21 protein-coding genes and 1 tRNA gene are annotated in these 20,323 nt (G+C 58.4%); 17 read left to right on the top strand and 5 right to left on the bottom strand.

From position 1 onward, the window contains the following. Positions 1 to 414: 414 nt before the first annotated feature. The 5 genes from HU772_RS01520 (at position 415) to HU772_RS01500 (ending at position 4,780) form a co-directional block, all read left to right on the top strand. A complete protein-coding gene (locus tag HU772_RS01520) occupies positions 415 to 1,188 on the top strand; it encodes an ABC transporter ATP-binding protein (RefSeq protein ID WP_046853793.1) in 774 nt (257 codons plus the stop codon). Positions 1,189 to 1,201: 13 nt separating this feature from the next. After that, positions 1,202 to 1,963, top strand: a complete 762-nt coding sequence (locus HU772_RS01515) for an ABC transporter substrate-binding protein (protein WP_186653774.1) — start codon at positions 1,202 to 1,204, stop codon at positions 1,961 to 1,963. Positions 1,964 to 2,020: 57 nt separating this feature from the next. Next, a complete protein-coding gene (locus HU772_RS01510; RefSeq protein ID WP_186653776.1) occupies positions 2,021 to 2,713 on the top strand; it encodes an ABC transporter permease in 693 nt (230 codons plus the stop codon). Further along, the gene (locus HU772_RS01505) at positions 2,714 to 3,403 is read left to right on the top strand and encodes an ABC transporter permease (protein ID WP_186653778.1); all 690 of its coding nucleotides are present in this window, start codon (positions 2,714 to 2,716) and stop codon (positions 3,401 to 3,403) included. A 141-nt stretch (positions 3,404 to 3,544) separates the two neighbouring features. Further along, complete coding sequence (locus HU772_RS01500; RefSeq protein WP_186653780.1) at positions 3,545 to 4,780, top strand: methyltransferase; 1,236 nt, start codon at positions 3,545 to 3,547, stop codon at positions 4,778 to 4,780. A gap of 213 nt (positions 4,781 to 4,993) precedes the next feature. Here the strand turns inward: HU772_RS01500 and mdtI are convergent, their stop codons facing one another. Beyond that, positions 4,994 to 5,311 (bottom strand): multidrug/spermidine efflux SMR transporter subunit MdtI, encoded by a 318-nt coding sequence (gene mdtI, locus HU772_RS01495; RefSeq protein WP_186653782.1) that lies wholly within the window; start codon positions 5,309 to 5,311, stop codon positions 4,994 to 4,996. Next, a complete protein-coding gene (locus HU772_RS01490) occupies positions 5,305 to 5,664 on the bottom strand; it encodes an SMR family transporter (protein WP_186653784.1) in 360 nt (119 codons plus the stop codon). The genes mdtI and HU772_RS01490 overlap by 7 nt, the downstream gene beginning before the upstream one ends. 433 nt (positions 5,665 to 6,097) lie before the next feature. Here HU772_RS01490 and HU772_RS01485 point away from each other — a divergent pair, with 433 nt between their 5' ends. From HU772_RS01485 to HU772_RS01450, 9 genes are all read left to right on the top strand, one after another. Beyond that, complete coding sequence (locus HU772_RS01485; protein ID WP_186653787.1) at positions 6,098 to 6,676, top strand: hypothetical protein; 579 nt, start codon at positions 6,098 to 6,100, stop codon at positions 6,674 to 6,676. A 9-nt stretch (positions 6,677 to 6,685) separates the two neighbouring features. Beyond that, positions 6,686 to 6,892, top strand: coding sequence for a helix-turn-helix domain-containing protein (locus HU772_RS01480; RefSeq protein ID WP_011536200.1), 207 nt, complete (start codon positions 6,686 to 6,688; stop codon positions 6,890 to 6,892). A gap of 18 nt (positions 6,893 to 6,910) precedes the next feature. Beyond that, positions 6,911 to 7,297, top strand: a complete 387-nt coding sequence (locus HU772_RS01475; protein WP_186653792.1) for an Aq_678 family protein — start codon at positions 6,911 to 6,913, stop codon at positions 7,295 to 7,297. 22 nt (positions 7,298 to 7,319) lie between these two features. Then, positions 7,320 to 7,571, top strand: coding sequence for a hypothetical protein (locus HU772_RS01470; protein WP_437182413.1), 252 nt, complete (start codon positions 7,320 to 7,322; stop codon positions 7,569 to 7,571). 98 nt (positions 7,572 to 7,669) lie between these two features. Then, positions 7,670 to 7,745: transfer RNA gene (locus HU772_RS01465), tRNA-Thr, on the top strand. 163 nt (positions 7,746 to 7,908) lie between these two features. Further along, complete coding sequence (locus HU772_RS01460) at positions 7,909 to 9,228, top strand: tyrosine-type recombinase/integrase (RefSeq protein WP_186653795.1); 1,320 nt, start codon at positions 7,909 to 7,911, stop codon at positions 9,226 to 9,228. 929 nt (positions 9,229 to 10,157) lie between these two features. Then, the gene (locus tag HU772_RS01455) at positions 10,158 to 11,138 is read left to right on the top strand and encodes an integrase domain-containing protein (RefSeq protein WP_186653799.1); all 981 of its coding nucleotides are present in this window, start codon (positions 10,158 to 10,160) and stop codon (positions 11,136 to 11,138) included. Then, positions 11,135 to 11,419, top strand: a complete 285-nt coding sequence (locus HU772_RS24900) for a hypothetical protein (protein WP_225923083.1) — start codon at positions 11,135 to 11,137, stop codon at positions 11,417 to 11,419. The genes HU772_RS01455 and HU772_RS24900 overlap by 4 nt, the downstream gene beginning before the upstream one ends. A gap of 225 nt (positions 11,420 to 11,644) precedes the next feature. After that, positions 11,645 to 13,075 carry a P-loop ATPase, Sll1717 family gene (locus HU772_RS01450; protein ID WP_186653802.1) on the top strand — a complete coding sequence of 477 codons (1,431 nt, stop codon included), beginning with the start codon at positions 11,645 to 11,647 and terminating at the stop codon, positions 13,073 to 13,075. 285 nt (positions 13,076 to 13,360) lie between these two features. On the opposite strand, the gene HU772_RS01445 is transcribed toward HU772_RS01450, so the two are convergent. Both HU772_RS01445 and HU772_RS01440 read right to left on the bottom strand, forming a co-directional pair. Then, positions 13,361 to 13,939, bottom strand: coding sequence for a hypothetical protein (locus tag HU772_RS01445; protein WP_186653805.1), 579 nt, complete (start codon positions 13,937 to 13,939; stop codon positions 13,361 to 13,363). Positions 13,940 to 13,942: 3 nt separating this feature from the next. Next, positions 13,943 to 15,241, bottom strand: coding sequence for a hypothetical protein (locus HU772_RS01440; RefSeq protein WP_186653806.1), 1,299 nt, complete (start codon positions 15,239 to 15,241; stop codon positions 13,943 to 13,945). 546 nt (positions 15,242 to 15,787) lie between these two features. Here HU772_RS01440 and nirK point away from each other — a divergent pair. Together nirK and HU772_RS24895 are read left to right on the top strand one after the other, a co-directional pair. After that, positions 15,788 to 16,879, top strand: a complete 1,092-nt coding sequence (gene nirK, locus HU772_RS01435) for a copper-containing nitrite reductase (RefSeq protein ID WP_437182422.1) — start codon at positions 15,788 to 15,790, stop codon at positions 16,877 to 16,879. A gap of 78 nt (positions 16,880 to 16,957) precedes the next feature. Then, entirely contained in the window at positions 16,958 to 17,215 is a 258-nt protein-coding gene (locus tag HU772_RS24895; protein ID WP_225923082.1) for a DUF3079 domain-containing protein, read from the top strand. Here the strand turns inward: HU772_RS24895 and HU772_RS01425 are convergent. Continuing rightward, a complete protein-coding gene (locus HU772_RS01425; RefSeq protein WP_186653812.1) occupies positions 17,167 to 19,461 on the bottom strand; it encodes a TonB-dependent siderophore receptor in 2,295 nt (764 codons plus the stop codon). The genes HU772_RS24895 and HU772_RS01425 overlap by 49 nt on opposite strands. Before the next feature lie 141 nt (positions 19,462 to 19,602). On the opposite strand from HU772_RS01425, the gene HU772_RS01420 reads away from it, so the two are divergent. Beyond that, positions 19,603 to 20,322, top strand: a complete 720-nt coding sequence (locus HU772_RS01420; RefSeq protein ID WP_186653815.1) for a response regulator — start codon at positions 19,603 to 19,605, stop codon at positions 20,320 to 20,322. Position 20,323 lies beyond the last annotated feature (1 nt).

Genomic DNA, 20,323 nt, shown 5'->3' with positions numbered 1-20,323 from the left:
GGCCGCCAAATCCCCATGCCAAGTCTGGATTACTGAAATACTCACTTACAAACGCACCAAAGGTGCCCCTCGGTAACACCTTTGCACAAATGATGAGCAGAAAAAGAGCAACCCATTGGCGCAACCCCACTGCGGCATAACGCACGCAGCAGTACCACCCGGCCAAAAACGGCTTCCCAGAGCGGGCCAAAACTGGCACCATCGCGCCTTTTTTCATCAAGGCTCCGGTGCTGGGCAAAACGCCCTTGCGGACATCCTGGCGACAGTCCACTGCAGCGATGCGACAAACTGTCCCACCAGCGACCTGAGCCCCTCGCGACCCCGTTGGCCGTCGTTGCGCCGCTATGCTAGCTTGGCGCTCGCCAGGAAGGCCGCCAACAGCTGGGAACGCACCCGTATACATGAGGACCGCACATGGCCCAGGCCACGCCCGCGCTGGAAATCCGCAACCTGCACAAACGCTATGGCGAGCAGGAAATTCTCAAGGGCATTTCGCTGACCGCGCGCGACGGTGACGTGATTTCCATCCTGGGGTCGTCCGGCTCCGGCAAGTCCACCCTGCTGCGTTGCATCAACCTGCTGGAGAACCCGCACCAGGGCGAGATCCTCGTCGCCGGCGAGGCGCTCAAGCTCAAGGCGCAGAAAAACGGCGACCTGATCGCCGCCGACAACCGCCAGATCAACCGCCTGCGCAGCGAGATCGGCTTCGTCTTCCAGAATTTCAACCTGTGGCCGCACATGTCGATCCTCGACAACATCATCGAGGCGCCACGCCGCGTGCTCGGCCAGAGCAAGGCCGAGGCCATCGAGCATGCCGAGGCGCTGCTGAACAAGGTCGGCATCTTCGACAAGCGCCACAGCTACCCCGCCCAGCTTTCCGGTGGCCAGCAACAGCGCGCCGCCATCGCCCGTACCCTGGCCATGAAGCCCAAGGTCATCCTGTTCGACGAGCCGACCTCGGCGCTCGATCCGGAAATGGTCCAGGAAGTGCTTAACGTCATCCGCGCATTGGCCGAAGAAGGCCGTACCATGCTGCTGGTGACGCACGAGATGAACTTTGCCCGCCAGGTGTCCAGCGAAGTGGTCTTCCTGCACCAGGGCCTGGTCGAAGAGCAGGGATCGCCGCAACAGGTCTTCGAAAACCCGACCTCGGCGCGTTGCAAGCAATTCATGTCCAGCCACCGCTAACGGAGCAACACGAATGCAGACCTACAAGAAATTCCTCCTGGCAGCCGCTGCCACGCTGGTGATGTCGGCCAACGCCCTGGCCGCGGAAAAACTGCGCATGGGTATCGAAGCCGCCTACCCACCGTTCAACAACAAGGATGCCAGCGGCCAGGTCGTCGGCTTCGACAAGGACATCGGCGACGCCCTGTGCGCCAAGATGAAAGTCGAGTGCGAAGTGGTCACCTCCGACTGGGACGGCATCATCCCGGCCCTGAACGCCAAGAAGTTCGACTTCATCGTCTCGTCGCTGTCGATCACCGACGAGCGCAAGCAAGCCGTCGACTTCACCGACCCCTACTACTCGAACAAGCAGCAGTTCATCGCGCCGAAAAAGGTCGACTTCAAGACCGATCGCGCTTCGCTCAAGGGCAAGACCATCGGCACCCAGCGCGCCACCCAGGCCGCGACCTGGCTGGATGACAACGGCGGCATGGACGGCGAGTTCAAGGTCAACCTCTACGACGGCCAGGAAAACGCCTACCTGGACCTGACCTCCGGCCGTGTCGACGCCATCCTCGCCGACAAGTACGCCAACTACGACTGGCTCAAGTCCAAGGCCGGCCAGGACTACGAGTTCAAGGGCGAACCGGTCAACGAAAGCGACAAGGTCGGCATCGCCGTGCGCAAGGGCGACAACGAGCTGCGCAACAAGCTCAATGCCGCGCTGAAGGAAATCGTCGCCGACGGCACCTACAAGAAGATCAACGACAAGTACTTCCCGTTCAGCATCTATTGATTCGCCCCGACAGGCATCGCCGCCATGGCGATGCCTGTCCCTTGAACAAACTTACCCATGACTATCGACCTGCACGGATTCGGCCCGGCCATGATGGCCGGCACCCTGATGACCGTAAAACTGGCGCTCTGCGCCTTGCTGCTGGGGCTGGCCCTGGGCTTGCTCGGCGCCCTGGCCAAGACCTCGTCGGTCAAGCCGCTGCAATGGCTTGGCGGCCTCTATTCGACGTTGGTGCGCGGCGTACCTGAACTGCTTTGGGTGCTGCTCATCTACTTCGGCACCGTCGGGCTGATGAACAGCCTCGGCGCCGCCCTGAACATGCCAGGCCTGGAACTCAGCGCCTTCGCCGCCGGCGTCATCGCCCTGGGCCTGTGCTTCGGCGCCTACGCCACGGAAGTGTTCCGCGGCGCGATCCTGGCCATCCCCAAGGGCCACCGCGAGGCGGGCCTGGCCCTGGGCCTGTCCAAGGGCCGCATCCTGTCGCGGATCATCCTGCCGCAGATGTGGCGCGTGGCCCTGCCGGGCCTGGGCAACCTGTTCATGATCCTGATGAAGGACACCGCGCTGGTGTCGGTGATCGGCCTGGAAGAAATCATGCGCCACGCCCAGATCGGCGTGACCGTGACCAAGGAACCGTTCACCTTCTACGCCGTGGCCGCCTGCATCTACCTGGGCCTGACCGTGATCGCCATGACCGGCATGCACTTCCTGGAAAAGCGCGCCGCTCGCGGCTTCATGAGGGCCGAATAAATGAACTGGGAAGTCATCATCAAGTGGCTGCCACGCCTGGCCCAGGGCGCGACCCTGACCCTGGAGCTGGTGGCCATCGCCGTCATCGCCGGGCTGATCCTGGCCATCCCGCTGGGGATCGCCCGCTCGTCGCGGCACTGGTACGTGCGCGCCCTGCCCTACGGCTACATCTTCTTCTTCCGCGGCACGCCGCTGCTGGTGCAGCTGTTTTTGGTGTACTACGGCCTGGCGCAGTTCGACCTGGTGCGCGACAGCTCGCTGTGGCCGTACCTGCGCGATCCGTTCTGGTGCACCGTGCTGACCATGACCCTGCACACCGCCGCCTACATCGCCGAGATCCTGCGCGGCGCGCTGCAGGCGATCCCCAAGGGCGAGATCGAAGCGGCCCGGGCGCTGGGCATGTCGCGCGGCAAGACGCTGTTCTACATCATGCTGCCACGCGCCGCGCGCATCGGCCTGCCGGCCTACAGCAACGAAGTGATCCTGATGCTCAAGGCCAGCGCCCTGGCCAGTACCGTGACGCTGCTGGAACTGACCGGCATGGCGCGGACCATCATCGCGCGGACCTACCTGCCGGTGGAGATCTTCTTCGCCGCGGGCGTGTTCTACCTGGTGATCTCGTTCTTCCTGGTCCAGGGCTTCAAACTGCTGGAGCGCTGGTTGCGCGTGGATGCCTGCCAGGGGCGATAAGACAGTGACAACCCGGGGCCGCTGCGCGCCCCATCGCGGCACAAGGCCGCTCCTACAGGCGGGACGCAATGCCCTGTAGGAGCGGTCTCGTGCCGCGATGGGGCGCACAGCGCTCCCTCTCGATAGCGCCGCGGTGCTCCCATGCAGACCATCCCCCATCTCCAAGGCCAGCAGCTCATCGAGCGCTTCCAGGCCCTCGACCACTTCCTGATCCAGCACCAGCACCTGTGGCGCCCGCGCCCCTTCACCCAGCTACGCCTGGAGTGGGAAACCCAACATCCCGAACTCGCCACCTGGCTGCGCAACCGCACCCTGGAGCAGGCCGAGGCCGCCCAGCAACACCTTGAGCAATTGCCGGCCCCGGCACCCTTCCCGCAACTGGCCGCCCAGGCCTTGCAGTTGTCCGCCGTCGGCGAACTGCCCGACGCCGGCCTGCACCCGGCCGGCCACCGCCTGGACGTCAACGTGCCAGGCCGCAAATGGCAGCAGATCGAAGCCTTCACTCGGCGCCTGGCCTTCTGCCAGCCACCACGCCACTGGCTCGACTGGTGCTCGGGCAAAGGCCACCTGGGCCGCCGCCTGCTGCAACCCGGCCAGCACCTGACCTGCCTCGAGCACGACGCCGAACTGGTCACTGCCGGCCAGGCCCTGAGCGATCACCACCACCTGCCCGCCCGCCACCTGCGCCAGGATGTGCTGGCGGCCGACAGCGCGCAGCACCTGGACCAGGACAAGAGCGCGGTCGCCCTGCACGCCTGCGGTGAGTTGCATGTACGCCTGCTGCAACTGGCCAGCCAGCAAGGCTGCCGGCAAGTGGCGATCGCCCCGTGCTGCTACAACCGCATTCAGGGCAGCACCTACCAGGCGTTATCCACAACCGCCCGGCAGTCGTCACTGCAGTTGTCGCAGGCCGACCTGGGATTGCCGTTGAATGAAGCGGTCACTTCCAGCGCCCGGGTGCGCCGTCAGCGCGATGCGTCGATGGCCCGGCGCCTGGGCTTCGACCTGTTGCAGCGCGAACAGCGTGGTGTGGATGACTACCTGTCGACGCCCTCCCTGGCCATCAGTTGGCTGGAAAAGCCCTTCGCGCAGTACTGCCGCGACCTGGCAGCACTGCGCCAGGTGAGCGTTAGCGGCGAGCCGGACTGGACAGCCCTGGAGGCCGCCGGCTGGCAGCGCCTGGCCGCGGTGCGCAACCTGGAGCTGGTACGCAACCTGTTCCGCCGCCCCCTGGAAATGTGGCTGGTACTGGACCGCGCCCTGTTCCTCCAGGAGCAAGGCTATGCGGTGCATGTCGGTGTGTTCTGCGACTACCCCCTGACCCCGCGCAACTTGCTGGTACTGGGCGAGCGCGACGGATCGCCGCAGAACCCTTGAAAACCTGTGGATAAGTCTGTGAACAAGCTTGTGATGAAAATCACGGAATCTTGGATCCCGGAGCTATTTGCGCCGCTTTGCTTATTCCGATGACGTCCTGAAAACCAGGAAAAACAGGCCTTTGCGCAAAGACCGGTGGTCACACCGGTCGGCATGCCTTTCGCGCAACGGGCAAATGCCTCTTGTGCATAAGCATTTGCGCCGGGGCTGTTTTTACGCCAGTTTCAGCAGGCCCATGCCCACCAGCAACAGCACCAGGCCGAGCCAGCCACGCCCGGCCAGGCGCTGGCCAAACAGCGCCCACCCCATGGCCACGGTGGCCAGGATGCCGAAGCCACCCCAGATGGCATAGGCCAGCGACAGTTCGATGTCCTGCACAGCCTGGGCCAGGGCGGTAAAGGCCGCCAGCACGGCAACGATCGAGGCCACGCCCAGCCCTTTGCGGCGGAAACCGTCGGAATACTTGAGCAGCAGGTTGGCCAGCACTTCCAGCACGATGGCCAGGGCCAGCCAGGCAAATGGAATCAGCATGGCAGCGCCTCCCCTTCAGCCGTAGTCGGTTTGCTGCGGGTACCGGCTTTTACCAACAGGATGCCGGCGATCATCACCGCCAGCCCCAGGGCCTTGGCCCAGCCCAGGCTTTCGCCCAGCCACAGCACGCTGACCAAGGTGATCAGGACGATGCCGATACCTTCCCACAGCGCATAGGCCACGCCGACCGGCACACGCTTGACCGCCAGGGCCAGGAAGAAATACGAGAGACAGATCATGCCGTACATGACGACATAGCCCATCACAGGGAAATGAGTGGCGGCGAATTTCATCGACGCCGTGCCGATCACCTCGGCGGTGATAGCGACGCAAAGATAGATCCAGGAACGCATGATGCCCTCCCATGGGCGACAGCAACCGGGCGCACAGGCACCGGCGGATAGAGACGTTTACGGCTGTAGAGGGAGGGTGGCGCTAGAGGTCGCCGGTCCAGTGACGTTCACGGGAAACCAGGCGGGAGGAAGCGAGGAGCTTGAAAGCTTTACTGTTCAACATAATGAACACAAGATTAGCTTAGGTGATCGATTAAGTCAAAACGATAGGCACAGCCTAATAATTTATCGCGTTTGCATTGCGTCTTTCAGAGAAAGCCCCTTAAAGGCTGCTGAAAGCTTCGTAAATTATATTCCCCGCCCCATTTCGACGGCAGACCGCCCCGTCCCTGCGACAAACCGTCGCCACCGCAACAAACAGCAAATTAATTATTGTTTTACGATAATTTATCAAGAATAATCCGCCCCGTTCATCACTGTACGGAGGCACCCCATGAACAGTAGATCCGTGGCCTATGCGCGTTCGCGCCTACGCGCCATCGGCGTATTCGCCGCTTATATGGCCTGGACCACCGCCGCGTTCGAACTGCTGGCCACGCCGCTGCTCTGCATATTCGATTACCCCGACATGCAAGCCGCCTACCTGCAGATCCACGGCGAGCACATGCCCTTGCTGCTGGAGCCCGGCTATCAGGCATCGACACTGGCGATCGGCCTGGTGCTGGCCGTCGAGATGATCCCGACCTTCATCTCGGTCGCCGCCCTGGGCCTGACCGGCCTGTTCTTCCACCGCCTTTCGCGCGGCCAGACCTGGACCTCGGCAAACATCAAGATGCTCTGGTGGGTTGGCCTGCTGTGTATCGGCACGCCGTTGCTGTGGCCGGTCACCTACACCCTGCAAGGCCTGGCACTGGCCATCGACCTGCCCGCTGGCGAGAGAAGCTTCAACGTCTCGATCGGTGTATCATCGCAGGCTGTCTACGAGATCATGAAAGGCATCCTGCTGTGTGCCTTCTCGCTGCTCATGCGTGACGCCAAGACCATCAGCGATGAACACAACTGTTATGTCTAACCGCCTCCTATGCCGATAATCATCCGCCTCGACGTCGTCATGGCCCGGAACAAAATACGTTCCAAGGACCTGGCGGAAATCATCGGTATCACGGAAGCAAACCTGTCGCTGCTGAAAAACGGCAAGATCAAGGGTTTCAAGATCGAGACCCTGGAGAAGCTGTGTCGCGCCCTGAACTGCCAGCCTGGCGATTTGCTGGAGTTCAGCGACGAATGATCAAGGACTGCAACACCCATGGCACTTTTCCACAATGGCCTGGCAGCCCTCGTGCTGGCCTGCCTGGCCTTGGCCCTGGCCGGCTGCGGCCCGAGCTACAGCTATAGATATTCGCCACCGCCCAGCGCGCATGGCATGAACTGCATCAACAGCTGCTCGATGGAGCGCAACCACTGCAAGCAGATGGCCCGCCTGCAGGAAAACAGCGAACGCGCGCTGTACCAGGCCGAGATGCGTACCTACGAGTACTGCCAGAAAGGCAAGAGCAAGAAAGAAGCGCGTCACAGTTGCCACTACCCGAGCTACCCGTTCAACACGGGCAGCAGCTACAGTTGCGGGTCGGACTACGACAGCTGCTACATGGCCTGCGGCGGCACCATCCAGCGCATATTGAACAAAGACTGAACCCGGAACGGACTCGAACATCGTGAAACACGTGAAATCCTTTGCCCTGCTGACCCTTGCCCTGGCCATGACCGGCTGCGCCAACGACTTCCCGGCCAGCAAGCCCACCCCGCTGGGCTGGAACATGCCCGGCATGCAACTGGGCGGCGACCGCGGCCTGCCGCTGCACAACGCCGACGGCAGCTGCCGCAAGCGCGGCTGCGACAACGGCAAGCTGTTCTTCAACCCTGGCCAAATGGAGCCAGGCGTCAACTCCATGCACCGCGGCTGGTAGGAAAATTCTTCTTTCTGCGCGGTGACTTAGGGGAATGTGCGATGGATGCGATGAAGTGGTTTACAGCCGCGAATCCATCGCTATAATGACGCCCCTGTGCCGGTATAGCTCAGATGGTAGAGCAACTGACTTGTAATCAGTAGGTCCCGGGTTCGATTCCTGGTGCCGGCACCATTCAAGGTTCCATAGAAAGCTTTTAAAATCTCTGGAACCCCCGAAAAACCCGCCTTCTGGCGGGTTTTTTCGTTTTGGCGTTCCGTCGGATTCCGAGGGTAGCCAGCGCTAATAAGGGTAGTTTTAAGGATAGAGGTCCGTTTCGATATCGGAGACTACCCTTATGGCCCGCACCACTGCCCCGCTTACAGACACCGCCTGTCGCACGGCAAAGCCCAGAGAGCGCGAGTACAAGCTCTTCGATGGCGACGGTCTTTACCTCCTTGTGCAACCCAACGGCCGCAAAGGCTGGCGGCTCAGGTACGTGAAACCCGATGGCCGCGAAGGCCTGACCGCCCTCGGCAGTTACCCAGTGGTTGGCCTGGGCGACGCACGCCGCAAGCGCTTCGAGATCAAGCAGCAGCTCGCCAACGGCATAGACCCCATTCAGTACAAGCAACAAAACAAGACCCAGGCCGTGATCAACGGCCGCACCTTTGAAAGCGTTGCGCTCGACTGGCACGCGAGCATGGTGCCCAAATGGGCGCCCGGCCACGCCAAGACAGTGCTCAGCCGCTTGAAGACTCACGTATTCCCTTTGATCGGTGCCAGAGCAATCGTTGAGTTGGACACCCACGACCTCATGCAGCCACTGGAAGCCGTGACGAAGCGCGGCACCATCGACGTGGCGCTCAGGGTCAAGAACTACCTGCAAAGCATCATGCGTGAAGCCAAACGGCTGCGGCTGATCACAGCGAACCCAGCTCACGACCTCGATGGCTCGATCAAGACACCACGGGTAACTCACCGACCCGCACTACCCTTATCGCGGTTGCCAGAGCTACAGGCGCGTATCGACGGCTACAAAGGTCGCCCGCTCACGCGCCTCACGGTGATGCTATCGCTGCACGTGTTCGTGCGCTCCAGTGAACTGCGCTTCGCCCGTTGGAACGAGTTTGACCTCAAGCGTGGCATCTGGGAGATCCCCGACACCCGCCCGGCGCTGGACGGAGTACCCTTTTCCACAAGGGGTACAAAAATGGCCGGGGATATCCACGTTGTACCCTTATCGCCGCAGGCAGTGGCCTTGCTTGAGCAGATCCACGCGATCACCGGCAAGTTCGAGCTGGTGTTCGCGGGGGATGCCAAACCGTGGAAGCCGATGTCCGAGAACACGGTGAACGCCGCGCTAAGGACGATGGGCTATGACACCAAGGTGGATATCTGCGGCCACGGGTTCCGAGCCATGGCGTGCAGTGCGCTGGTCGAGTCCGGACTGTGGTCGGAGACGGCTATCGAGCGGCAGATGAGCCACAAGGAACGCAACAACGTACGGGCCGCTTATACCCACAAGGCTGAGTTCCTTGAAGAGCGCCGGATGATCATGACCTGGTGGAGCCGGTTTATAGAGGCGAACCGCGAGGACCATGTGACGCCGCATGAGTTTGCCAAGCAGACGGGCGAGAACGTCACGCGGCTTCGCAGTGCCAAGAGGACCGAGTAACCCGCCGCAACACCACCTCAACTAGCTGTGAAGTTACCCACAGCACCGCATGAAGCTCCTCCGCGCGGGTCCTTTCAAACGGGGCTGCAAAGCCGCCCCGTTTGAAAGGACCATACCTAAGAAAAAAACTGCTGGCACAGAGTGCGTCTGTGGAAAACCACTGATGTCCACCGGGAGATAGTTTTATCCACAGGCGCTAAATACCTGAAATCGCTTTGCTTGACGAATATTGTCCACAGGCGTAGACCGGGAGTTGCAAGAGCTGTCGATGACAGCACCCCAGGTGATCCGAACCTTAAAGGTCACGCCGCTCTGGCGGTGGTTCTCCCCAAGGGCGATTCGCATCCGGCAGCTCGCCCGGTCACTACCCATGTGATGGATGCTCTTACACATATGGCCCTTGTGCGCCAGACACACCGTACCTCGCTGCCCTGCAGCAACCTATCCGCTTGGCCGAATCCTGCGCCAACCTGTGCCCGTCTCTTTCTCTGGAAAGAGACGGGCACTTCTACCACTGCTGCAGCCCTGATCGCATAAGGCTTTGCGGCATTCCCCCTCGTGACAATCGGCGTGACAAACGCCGATGTCACCAGCAACAGCGATGTAGATGATGGTGCCGCAGACCAGGGAATGGACTGCACCTGACTGACAGTCAGGCATGCCCCAGTCATCGCATTGCTGCTTGCACATGGCTCAGGATCTTCAGGCGCTGGTCTCGTCAGCCAGTGCTGCCTCCACCCGCCCACCGGTAACGGTGTTCAGGAGGCCAGATCATGAGATGCCCTTGCTCTCGGTCGTAAGGAGCCGCCAGTCCCGCGTAGAGGACATTCCCCACAGGTCGCAGGGGCCTTGATCCCTGATAACACTCAGCATTCTTGGCGGGATGACGTGGGGCGAGGATCGGAGACCAGGCAATGAGGTGATTCGACATGGCATTGGTGGGTAGACGCGATGGCCGTAATTTCGGCTACGGCAGGCAACTGAGCTATGCAGGGCCGCAGGCGTTGAGAGACATGTTCGGCGGCGGCCACTTCGGCACGGTGAAGGCACACTGTGATCGGTGGCAGGCATTCGTCAGATGGTGCCGCTCCGAACAAGGGGCCGGTATCAATGATGCGCGGCAGATTGATCGGAAGGTATTGGCGGACTATGCGGCGTACCTGCGCGACGTGGTAAGGCGCGGTGACCTTGCTGTCAGCACCGCACAAAACCGCCTATCCAGCGTTAACAGGACAATGGCGGCGCTGCGCGGTGATCAGTGTGTGAAATTGCCCAGTCCGAGCAAGGTGTTGGGAATGCAGCGCACCGGAGTTCGCCAATCGGCTCCGCAAGGCCAAGACCGCGAACAGATTAAGCAGATCGTCGATGCGCTTTGTCGAGATCATCAGCAACGGGCCGCAGCGATTGTTCTGTTGGCACGAGCCACTGGCATGCGCTTGCGTGAGGCCATCTTGGCCGACCTGCCACGTCTAATCCGTGAGGCTGAAGACCTAGGCAGGATCAACATCCAGGACGGCACCAAAGGTGGCCGTGCTGGCGCCTCGGCGCCACGTTGGATTGCGGTTAACGACAATGTTCGAGATGCTCTTGAGTTTGCACGGCAAGTGTCGCCTGCAAGTAGCCGCAACCTGATTGCCTCACACGAAAGCTACCTGAGTCTTCTGCAAGAAAGCATCCGCCCTGCGCGGGTCATCCTGCATGCACACAACCTCAAGGGCTTCCATGAGCTACGAGCGGCGTACGCATGTGAGCGCTACGAGCAGATCACCCAACATCCCGCGCCAATCAACGACGGCCAATGTTGCCAGGTAGATAGGCACCTAGATCGTGAGGCCAGAAGGCAAATCAGCTATGAGCTGGGGCACGGTCGGATCGATGTGGTCGCGGCCTACATTGGTGGACGGGCATGAGCAAGTCATTCGAAATGGAACTGTTCTTGACTGGCGTGCTAACCGGGTCGCACGCGACGCGGCAACGCCACTTGCGGCAGGCGATGCTTATCCAAGCAGAAATTGCGGGACGCTGGCAGCGAGAAACCCCTTGGACTTGGCAGAGAAAGCATCTTGCTTGGTTCCTTGAACATCGCATTCGCCATCGCAGCGAGGCTACACGGTACTACTACCTGCTTACGGTGCGGCTGCTTGCTCGACGACTAGAAACCTCATGGCGTTTCTCTCAAAGTGAGAGCTAATGAGTCATGACCCACAGAAATCAAACCAAAGAGTTTGTTAGTAGACAAAAACTATCGACTGCTATCTATTGATCGCTTTTAATAATCAACCGAATTACATATTCGCCATACTAGATGCAATTCGAAATTCATCTCACATGTTGCGGGCGGTTAGGTACAGAAAACCCTTCACAAACTCTCAATCCCTGATAGCATTTGGCCTTTAATGGCATGCAGGGATGATGTATGAGCCGGGAATTGTTGAAAGAAGTAGCGGCATGGAAAGTAGAAGCAAAGCTGGAAGATACTAGCAGGTACTTTTTTCATGTAAACATTGTAGACGAGATAACATCAGGCTCGAAATCTTACGTAATTGGACGAAAAGGAACAGGGAAAACAGCTATTACCGAACATATCATAAAAGATGTAAGCTTTTCTCGTTTCGCCAAAAAGCTGTCATTCAAGAACTTCCCCTTCCAAGAGCTTTATGATTTAACAAATAAGAGTTTTACAGCTCCCAATCAGTATATGACGCTGTGGAAATACCTAATATATAGCTCAGTCGCAAAGCTAATGATAAAAAATGAATCAATAGACGATTCGATCCGAGAGAAACTCAGATCAATTTACGAGGGCGATGTCGAGCAGTCTCTTGCACGAAGCATTAAGCGATGGGTAAGCGGGACATTCAAGATATCTATACTCGGTAGCGGGATAGAAGCAAGCGGCTCGAATGCAACGCAGAAAAATGAAACTTCTTGGATAGAGCGAGTTGAAACACTCGAAGACTTGCTTCTACAACACCTGGACAAATCTGAATATCTAATTGTATTCGATGAGCTAGACGAAGATTACCGAGACATCACAGATCCAGAAAACTACAATCGCTATACAGCATTGTTGACTGGATTATTCAAGGCAGTTCAAGATGTACGTTCGGTATTCGGACAACCTTATAAACTTTTCCCTGTTGTGTTCCTTCGAGATGATATTTACGATTTATTGATGGATAATGACAGGAACAAATGGAACGACTTGAAGGTCCCTCTTGCTTGGGATGAAGCCAAAATCAAGGAACTTTTAGCTTTTCGAATCTCCAAAGCGCATTCCTCGACCGATCCGACACTACCTTTCTATCAAGCCTGGAGAATGCTCTTCAGCAATCTTCCTGTCAAATACGGACACAAACAGCAGAAAGAAATGAAGGCATTTGACTATATAACCCGAAGCACTCAAATTAGGCCCAGGGACTATATACGATACTTACAGGCATGTGCAGAGGAAGCTCTTCGAGACAATCGAACAAAAATAACGCCTGACATAGTTACAAAAATTGACAAATCATTCTCTAACTATCTCCGCAGCGAGATCGAAGATGAAATAAGCGGATTCCTACCAAATATCAAGTCGATACTGAACTTATTTTCAATCGTGAGAAAGCAAACCCTCTCAATTGCAGAGTTTGAAGCCGCTTACGAAGAAGAACCGGGCGCCGCCACTCATGAAAGAACTGCAGACTTCGTACTTGCAGTGCTGTTCAATTTTTCGGTAATAGGCAACCAACCGAAACAAAACAATACTCACGTATTTAGATATATTAGCCCTGAAGCAAACTTTAATCGTAAGGAGCCAATCGTACTACACCGCGGCCTCTTCAAATCACTACAAATAATTTAGCAAATTCCTCTTCATACTCGAACATACAGTCAGCACATCGAAGGGGCTTATATTGGAGAAAAGGGGACAGATTTATTTTTTCGGCACAGGTTGATGTGTGCCCTTAAATAAATCTGCCCCCTGTTTCATCGTGGGTTTCCGTAGGAATTTAGCGGTCAATTCTAGGGTAATGTGGCATTAGAAAATGGGGACTGATATATTTTCTGAAATATAAATCAGCCCCCCTTTTGATCCAAAATCTAAACAACACCGAAAACCGCCCCCTGCGACTACAAACGGCAGTAGTTAATTCCTCATCCTCATGTCTGCCCTGTAAAAATTATCCCTCGGGAAAACAGAAACGTACTCAGACTCTTCGGTCTCGTAGCGCACCCAAATATTATCCACGCTTTTATAAATGAGACATCCCGTCTGGCTGTCCTTGTCGTTCACATGAACGACCACAAAATTGCACCCATTAGTGGCAGCAACCTCGCCACCACTTTTCATTGCCGAATTGAATAGATAGTTAGAAAACCACACTATCCCAACCAGAAAAAAAATCCCTTTCAACTGCGAACAGGCGAGCAACAAATTCTCAGCCCTTGCAGATGCAATTTTCTTCAAATACAGCGTACCCAATAACGCCAACAGCACACTAGCGACAACAAAAAATAAAAGCGGATACGCAACAGGGCTTACAACTTTGATTATTTCTCTACCACCCTCAAAGAAAATTTGATCTACAGCAACATCAACGAACGCGGGATCTACTCTCACGCTTCGAAAGTAACCATTAAAATAGCCTCTTCCTGAAGCATATGTAATAGCCGTCAGTAAGAATGCACCACCTACGAATTCTAAAATTCCGTTTCTCACCGTCACCCCCTATTCCAAGTCAAGGCGGAACTGTTCGCCCGTTCCGCTGGAATGTTGTTTGGGCCCCATGGTTTTTTCTGAACCACTTTCAATATCTATTTGTGGCGAGAAGGAAATAGACGGCAATGCGCTATCGGCGTTAGCTAATTTTAGATCAAGGCTGGAGGTCAAACTTGTAACCCCTTTCTTGCCCATAATCTGCTTATACTCCTCAAGCATTTTATCTGTTTTATCCCTATCAGCAGGCTTTGCAGTTCGCTCCTGGGACATATCATCTTGTTTAAGAGCTGATACTATCTCTTCAGAGAGACTAGTCAGCACATCAGACCCACCTTGGCACCCAGTCAAGCCGAAGGCTAGTAAAGAAGCTAAGACCCGAGCATATACCTCTGGTTTCACTCCATTCAACACCTGAACTGCGTGATGAAAGTAACCAGGTGACATAACTTCAGCCTGCGAGGTCAATCTTTCTTGGAAGTCGGTCCCATGCAAGCTATCCTCTAGCAATCTCGCCAGGTCAAACCCAGGCATAGTTGGTTTCAGCAGAGCATCTGTCGTCAATTGCGTGCAAACTACGAAATCAAGCAGCTTGCACATACTTCGAGTGCCAACGGGGCCACTTTTCGCAACGCGATTAGAGAAGTAAACCACATCAGAACGAACAAAAATAGGATAAATCAAACAATATATTTTATCCCAATACTCGTCCAAGCTGGAAACCGTATTCCTAGCTAAAAGAGGCTTCTTTAATCCGGCACTAAGAAGCTCACGTGCAATTGGCTTACCCCAAGCAACATTCCTGCGTAGCTTAGACTCTAAATATTCAACTTTCGGCTCTTTTGAGCCTCGGTATATTTTATTAACCAACACAGCTTCATCAATGTAAGACTCTGATGTGAATTGCCCGATAGCTATATGGGTCTTACATAAAGTAACGACCAGATCACCCACGCACATTTCTTGCGCAAATTTATTCACCTGCGCTTCGCGGTTGGCTAGAGACATTTTGCTTTCGAAATATTCTTCCTCGGCCAACTCAACATCTTGCTCTAGCTCAGTGCTGCTGTCATCGAGTTTTTTCAGTGCTGCTAAAGGTGAATCAAAGAAGCTATCAGATTCAGCTTCCAGATACCTGCGCAAAATCTCTCTAGAGGGAATTTCGTCAAGCGCGTGTTTTTTGATTAACTTGTCGATATGAGCGATTGCAACAACGCCGTGCTTCAGGAAATTCTGAAAATGTTTTCCGCCGGATGCCCTAACCAACCATATCCGCTGTCCCTCAGGGTATACAAAGACTTTCGGAAGCACCTTCAATTCCCTCTGCAATATCAGAATGATGGCTCAGTATAATTTTTACGCCCTCCGAAATGCAACAAAAACACTCATGGTGTTTAATCGCTCTTATATCGCAAACTTAATACTGTAGGGAACACTTATACGCCGAGCGCAAAAACATCTGCTACTAGATACTCAACCGCCATTTATTCGGGCCAACCCGGAGTATCACTCACCAGTTAAACAACGGATATAATCTCGACGGATAGTTTTAGAGATAGAATCAAAAAAACATTACAGAAAAATATTTATTTTCAGTTATTTACGAGCTTTTTCGACTCCTGGTGCCGCACCATCTCCCAAAAGCCTCGACTTCCGTCGAGGCTTTTTCGTTTCAGCTCTCCACCCCCTGCGACACATCGCCCACCCCACCCACTTCTTGTTTTCGCTCAATAAACCTTACGTTTAAAGCGGCTATTCCTGTGCCAGACGATTCCCGTCGACTTAAGGAGAAGCCCCATGAGTGAGCAAGAAGGCGTTGCCCTGACCCGGCGTGGCATGCTCGCCGGCACGGTGTTGCTGGGCGTCGGCACTTCCGTACTCGGCGCCGGTCTGGCCCAGGCCGCACCGGCAGCGCCGGCCGTGATCACCGACCCCGCCATGGACCTGGCCAAGCTGGAACGGGTAAGCGTCGAGCTGGTGCCGCCACCGCAGGTCCATGCCCACAGCCAACGGGCGCCGGGCAAGCCGCGGATCGTCGAGTTCCGCATGGTCATCGAGGAAAAGGAACTGGCCATCGACACGGCCGGGGCCTACATCCATGCCATGACCTTCAACGGCTCGGTGCCGGGGCCGTTGCTGGTGGTGCACGAAGGCGACTATGTGGAACTCACGCTGGTCAACCCGGCCAGCAACAGCATGATGCACAACATCGACTTCCACGCCGCCACCGGCGCCCTGGGCGGCGGCGAGCTGACCCATGTGAAACCGGGCGAGCAGGTGAAGCTGCGCTTCAAGGCCGACCGTGCCGGGGTGTTCGTGTACCACTGCGCGCCGGGCGGGGCGATGATTCCCTGGCATGTGGTGTGCGGTATGAACGGGGCGATCATGGTGCTGCCGCGCGAGGGGCTGAAGGATGCCGAGGGCCGGCCGCTGAAGTACGACAAGGTGTGGTACATCGGTGAACAGGACTACTACATCCCCCGCGACAAGGACGGCAAATACAAGCGCTACGCCAACCCCATGGCCAGCTTCGGCGACATGAGCCAACTGATGAAGGGGCTGGTGCCGAGCCATGTGGTGTTCAACGGCAGCGTCGGCGCGCTGACCGGCAAGCAGGCGCTGACCGCCAAGGTCGGCGAGACGGTGCTGATCGTCCACTCCCAGGCCAACCGCGACACCCGCCCGCACTTGATCGGCGGCCATGGCGACTATGTCTGGGCGGCGGGCAAGTTCGCCAACCCGCCGCAACGCAACCTGGAAACCTGGTTTATCCCCGGGGGCGCGGCGGGGGCGGCGCTGTACAGCTTCCGCCAGCCTGGGTTGTACACCTACCTCAACCACAACCTGATCGAGGCGGTGATGCTCGGCGCGGCGGCGCATGTGCAGGTCGAGGGCGCGTGGAACGACGACCTGATGAGCCAGTTGGAAGCGCCGGGGCCTATCCGCTAGCGGCATTGACCCCGGTCAAGCCCCTTGGCCATGCGCGGCATAGCCTGAGCGCAGGCACTCACTTCATGGAGGGAGACCATGGCCAAGAAATTTCCCAGCAACCCCAGCCATCCGGAGCGGATCTGCTGGGGCTGCGACCTGTACTGCCCGGCCAAGGCGCTGGCCTGCGGCAATGGGGCGGAGCGGACCATGCATCCGGCGGAGCTGTTCGGCGAGGATTGGGATCAGCTCGATACCCGGCTGGATCAACCGATATCACTACCGCAAGATCTGCCAGCCAACAGCGCTCAAAACGCCGTACTCACCGTCAACGCCAGGTTGCGCGGATCACCGTAGATCGCCCCGGCATAGAACCCGTAACGGGTGTAGTAGTGCTTGTCGAACAGGTTGTTGGCGTTGAGGCTGACGCTGGTGTCGTCGGTCAGCTGGTACTTGGCCATGGCATTCCAGATGGCATAGCCCGACCAGTTCACATCGCTCGCGCTGCGGCTGACGCCATTGCTCGGCTGGCCGGCTGGCGAGGAGATCGCACGGATGTTGCTCTGCGCGGTAACGCCAGCCCCCAGGGTCAGGCGGTCCAGCGGACCGGACAGGCGATAGGTGGTCGAGGCCTTGAACAGGTGCGAGGGATCGCTGCGCCCGTCGCTGTCCAGGCGGCGGAAGTGCAGGTAGGTGTAGCCGGCATAGACATTCCAGTTCGGGGTCAGGGCGCCGGCGACTTCCAGGTCGATGCCGTCGGTTTCCTGGCCGGAGCCGGCCTTGTAGGCGGTGGCGCCGGTCGGGGTCAGCAGGTCGCCGTCCATCACCGCCTTGTTTTCCTGCTTGGTGCGGAAGTAAGCGGCGGACGCGTTCAGGCGGCCATCGAACCAGGCGCCCTTGATCCCGCTCTCGTAGCTCTGGCCACGGATCGGCTCGACCTTGGTGCCGCTGGCGGTCTCTTCGGTCTGCGGGTTGAAGATGTCGGTGTAGCTGGCGTACAGCGAGTAGGTGTCGTTCAGGTCGTAGACCACGCCCATGTAGGGAGTGACGATGCCGTTGTTCTGCTGGTTGCTGCGGGCGCCGTTGACGTTGCGGGTGGTGGCCGAATAGTCGGTGCTGCGCACGCCGAGGATCACCGACAGTGGGTCGCTGATGCTCAGGCGGGTAGCGGCGTACAGGCCCTGCAGGCGGGTGGTGGTCTTGCTGTGCAGGCCGGTCTTCGAGGCCAGCATGGCGTAGTCGTCATCCACGCCATCGAGCCAGTTGCTCAGGCCCAGGCCGTTGTTGGCGCGGAACTGGCAGCCCACGCCGCTGTTCACCGTCTTGCCGCCGCCGACCATGCTGCAGCTGTACTGCGGCGACCAGGCCACGGTGCGGCTGTCGTTGTAGCCGACCATCGCCTGATGGGTGCGGCCCAGCAGTTGGAACGGTCCAGACAAGTCGATCTGCGCCGATTGCTGGGTGGTGTCGGTGGAGCTGTGCAGGCCGTTGAGCACCGCGCCACTGCCGTCCTGGTCCCAGTAGCCGCCATAGACGCCGCGGCCGGATGAATTGACCTTGGCCAGGCCGCGATGGTTGAGGGCCTCGCCTGTGCTCTGGGCAACCTTGAGGTCCAGGCTCCAGTCGTTGTCGAAGCGGTGCGCCAGCGAGCCGAAGGTGGTGCGGGTGATGTACTCGCCGAAGCTCCAGCTTGGCACCACGTTGGTGCTGCGCGGCAGGTCGGTCTTGCTGCCGTCGCCGTACCAGATCGGGATGTTGGCGCCCCAGCCGCCGCCGACCACCTTGTTGTACTCGTACTGGTAGCCGGCACCGAGGGTGGTGGCGTCGTCCAGGTCGAACTCGAAGTTGGCCAGGGCCGCGCGGGAGCGCTCGGACTGGTTGTCGCGGAACGAGTTGGCGTCCTGCTGGGTCATGACGAAACGCGAGCGCAGGCGGCCATCCTCGGACAGCGGCAGGTTCAGGTCGGCGCCCAGGCGGCGTTTGTCCCAACTGCCGTAGGTGGCGTAGGCGCTGCCACCGAAGGTCTTGCCCGGTGCCTTGCGGATCAGGTTGACGGTGGCCGACGGATCACCGGTACCGCCAAGCAGGCCGTTGGCGCCACGGACGATGTCGATGCGCTCGTACAGGTCCATGTTCAGGGCGTTGCCGCCACCGCTGAAGTCCGAGCCGCCGGGGAACTGCAAGCCGTCGATCTTCCAGTTGCTGATCGAATAGCCGCGGGCGCGGAAGTCGGTGCGCCCGCCCACTTCCATCTTGCTCATGCTCACCCCGGGCGTGGTGTCCAGCGCCTGCTCGATGGTATGGATGTCGCGGTCGTCCATCTGCTGGCGGGTGATGCTGGTGACCGACTGCGGGGTTTGTCGCGGCGTCAGCTTCAGCCCGGTCGAGCTGCGGGTGCTTTCGACGGTGTAGCCGATCTGGCCGCTGTCGTCGGCCAGTGGCAAGGCGCTGCTGTCGATGGTGGTGGCATCCAGCTCCACGGCCTGGTTGGCGGCTGCGGCAGTGCCGGACAGCCCAAGGGCGACGAAGAAGGCAAGCGGGGTGAGGCGACTGCCGCCTCGGAGAACGGGGTATGCGTCGGTCATGATGCTCTGTCGTACCATTTGGGAAGGTTTCGTATTCGCAGATGATTTTTTGTTACGATTCTAGGCATCCGCCCCTTCGGCTCCATGGATGGCATGTACGGGGATGTAATCGAACGTAATGAGCAGCCAAACGCTGCCTCGCACAGGTATCCCCGCACCATGAGCACGACCCTGCTGGTCGTCGACGATGACGACGAAATCCGCGAACTTCTCTGCGATTACCTGGCCGATGCCGGTTACCAGGCCCTGGCCGCCGCTGACGGTGAGCAGATGCGCGAGCAGTTGGCGCGCCACGCCGTGGACCTGGTGGTGCTCGACCTGATGCTGCCCGGCGAGGACGGCCTGAGCCTGTGCCGACAGTTGCAGGCGCAACCCGGCCTGGCGGTGATCATGTTGTCGGCCAAGGGCAGCACTCTGGATCGCATCATTGGCCTGGAAGTTGGCGCCGACGACTACCTGGCCAAGCCGTTCGAGCCCCGCGAACTGGTGGCGCGGATCAAGGCGGTGCTGCGCCGGCCGCAACGCCTGGAGGCCGTGACGCAAGAGCCGGTCGTTGAACCACAGGTGTTTGCCGGCTTTCGCCTGGACCACGTCAAGCGCCTGCTCACCCACCCCGATGGGCAAACGCAGACCCTGCCCCGCTCCGACTACCGGGTCTTGCGCGAACTGCTCGAGGCCAACAACCGCGTGGTGTCGCGCGATCAGCTGACGCGCAGCGCGTTCGGCCGCGACCACCTGCCCGACGACCGTTCGGTGGACATGTGCATCAGCCGCCTGCGCCAGCAACTGCGCCGCGCCTGCGGCCATGGCGCGCAGATCCTCACCATCCGCAACGAAGGCTACCTGTTGAGCCTGGCCCGCGAAGCCCTGGGCGCCTGAA

It is taken from the genome of Pseudomonas xantholysinigenes, from assembly GCF_014268885.2.
Taxonomy (GTDB): domain Bacteria; phylum Pseudomonadota; class Gammaproteobacteria; order Pseudomonadales; family Pseudomonadaceae; genus Aquipseudomonas; species Aquipseudomonas xantholysinigenes.
The sequence above is the reverse complement of the archived record's forward strand: the minus strand, read 5'-3'. Positions and strand labels throughout refer to the sequence as shown.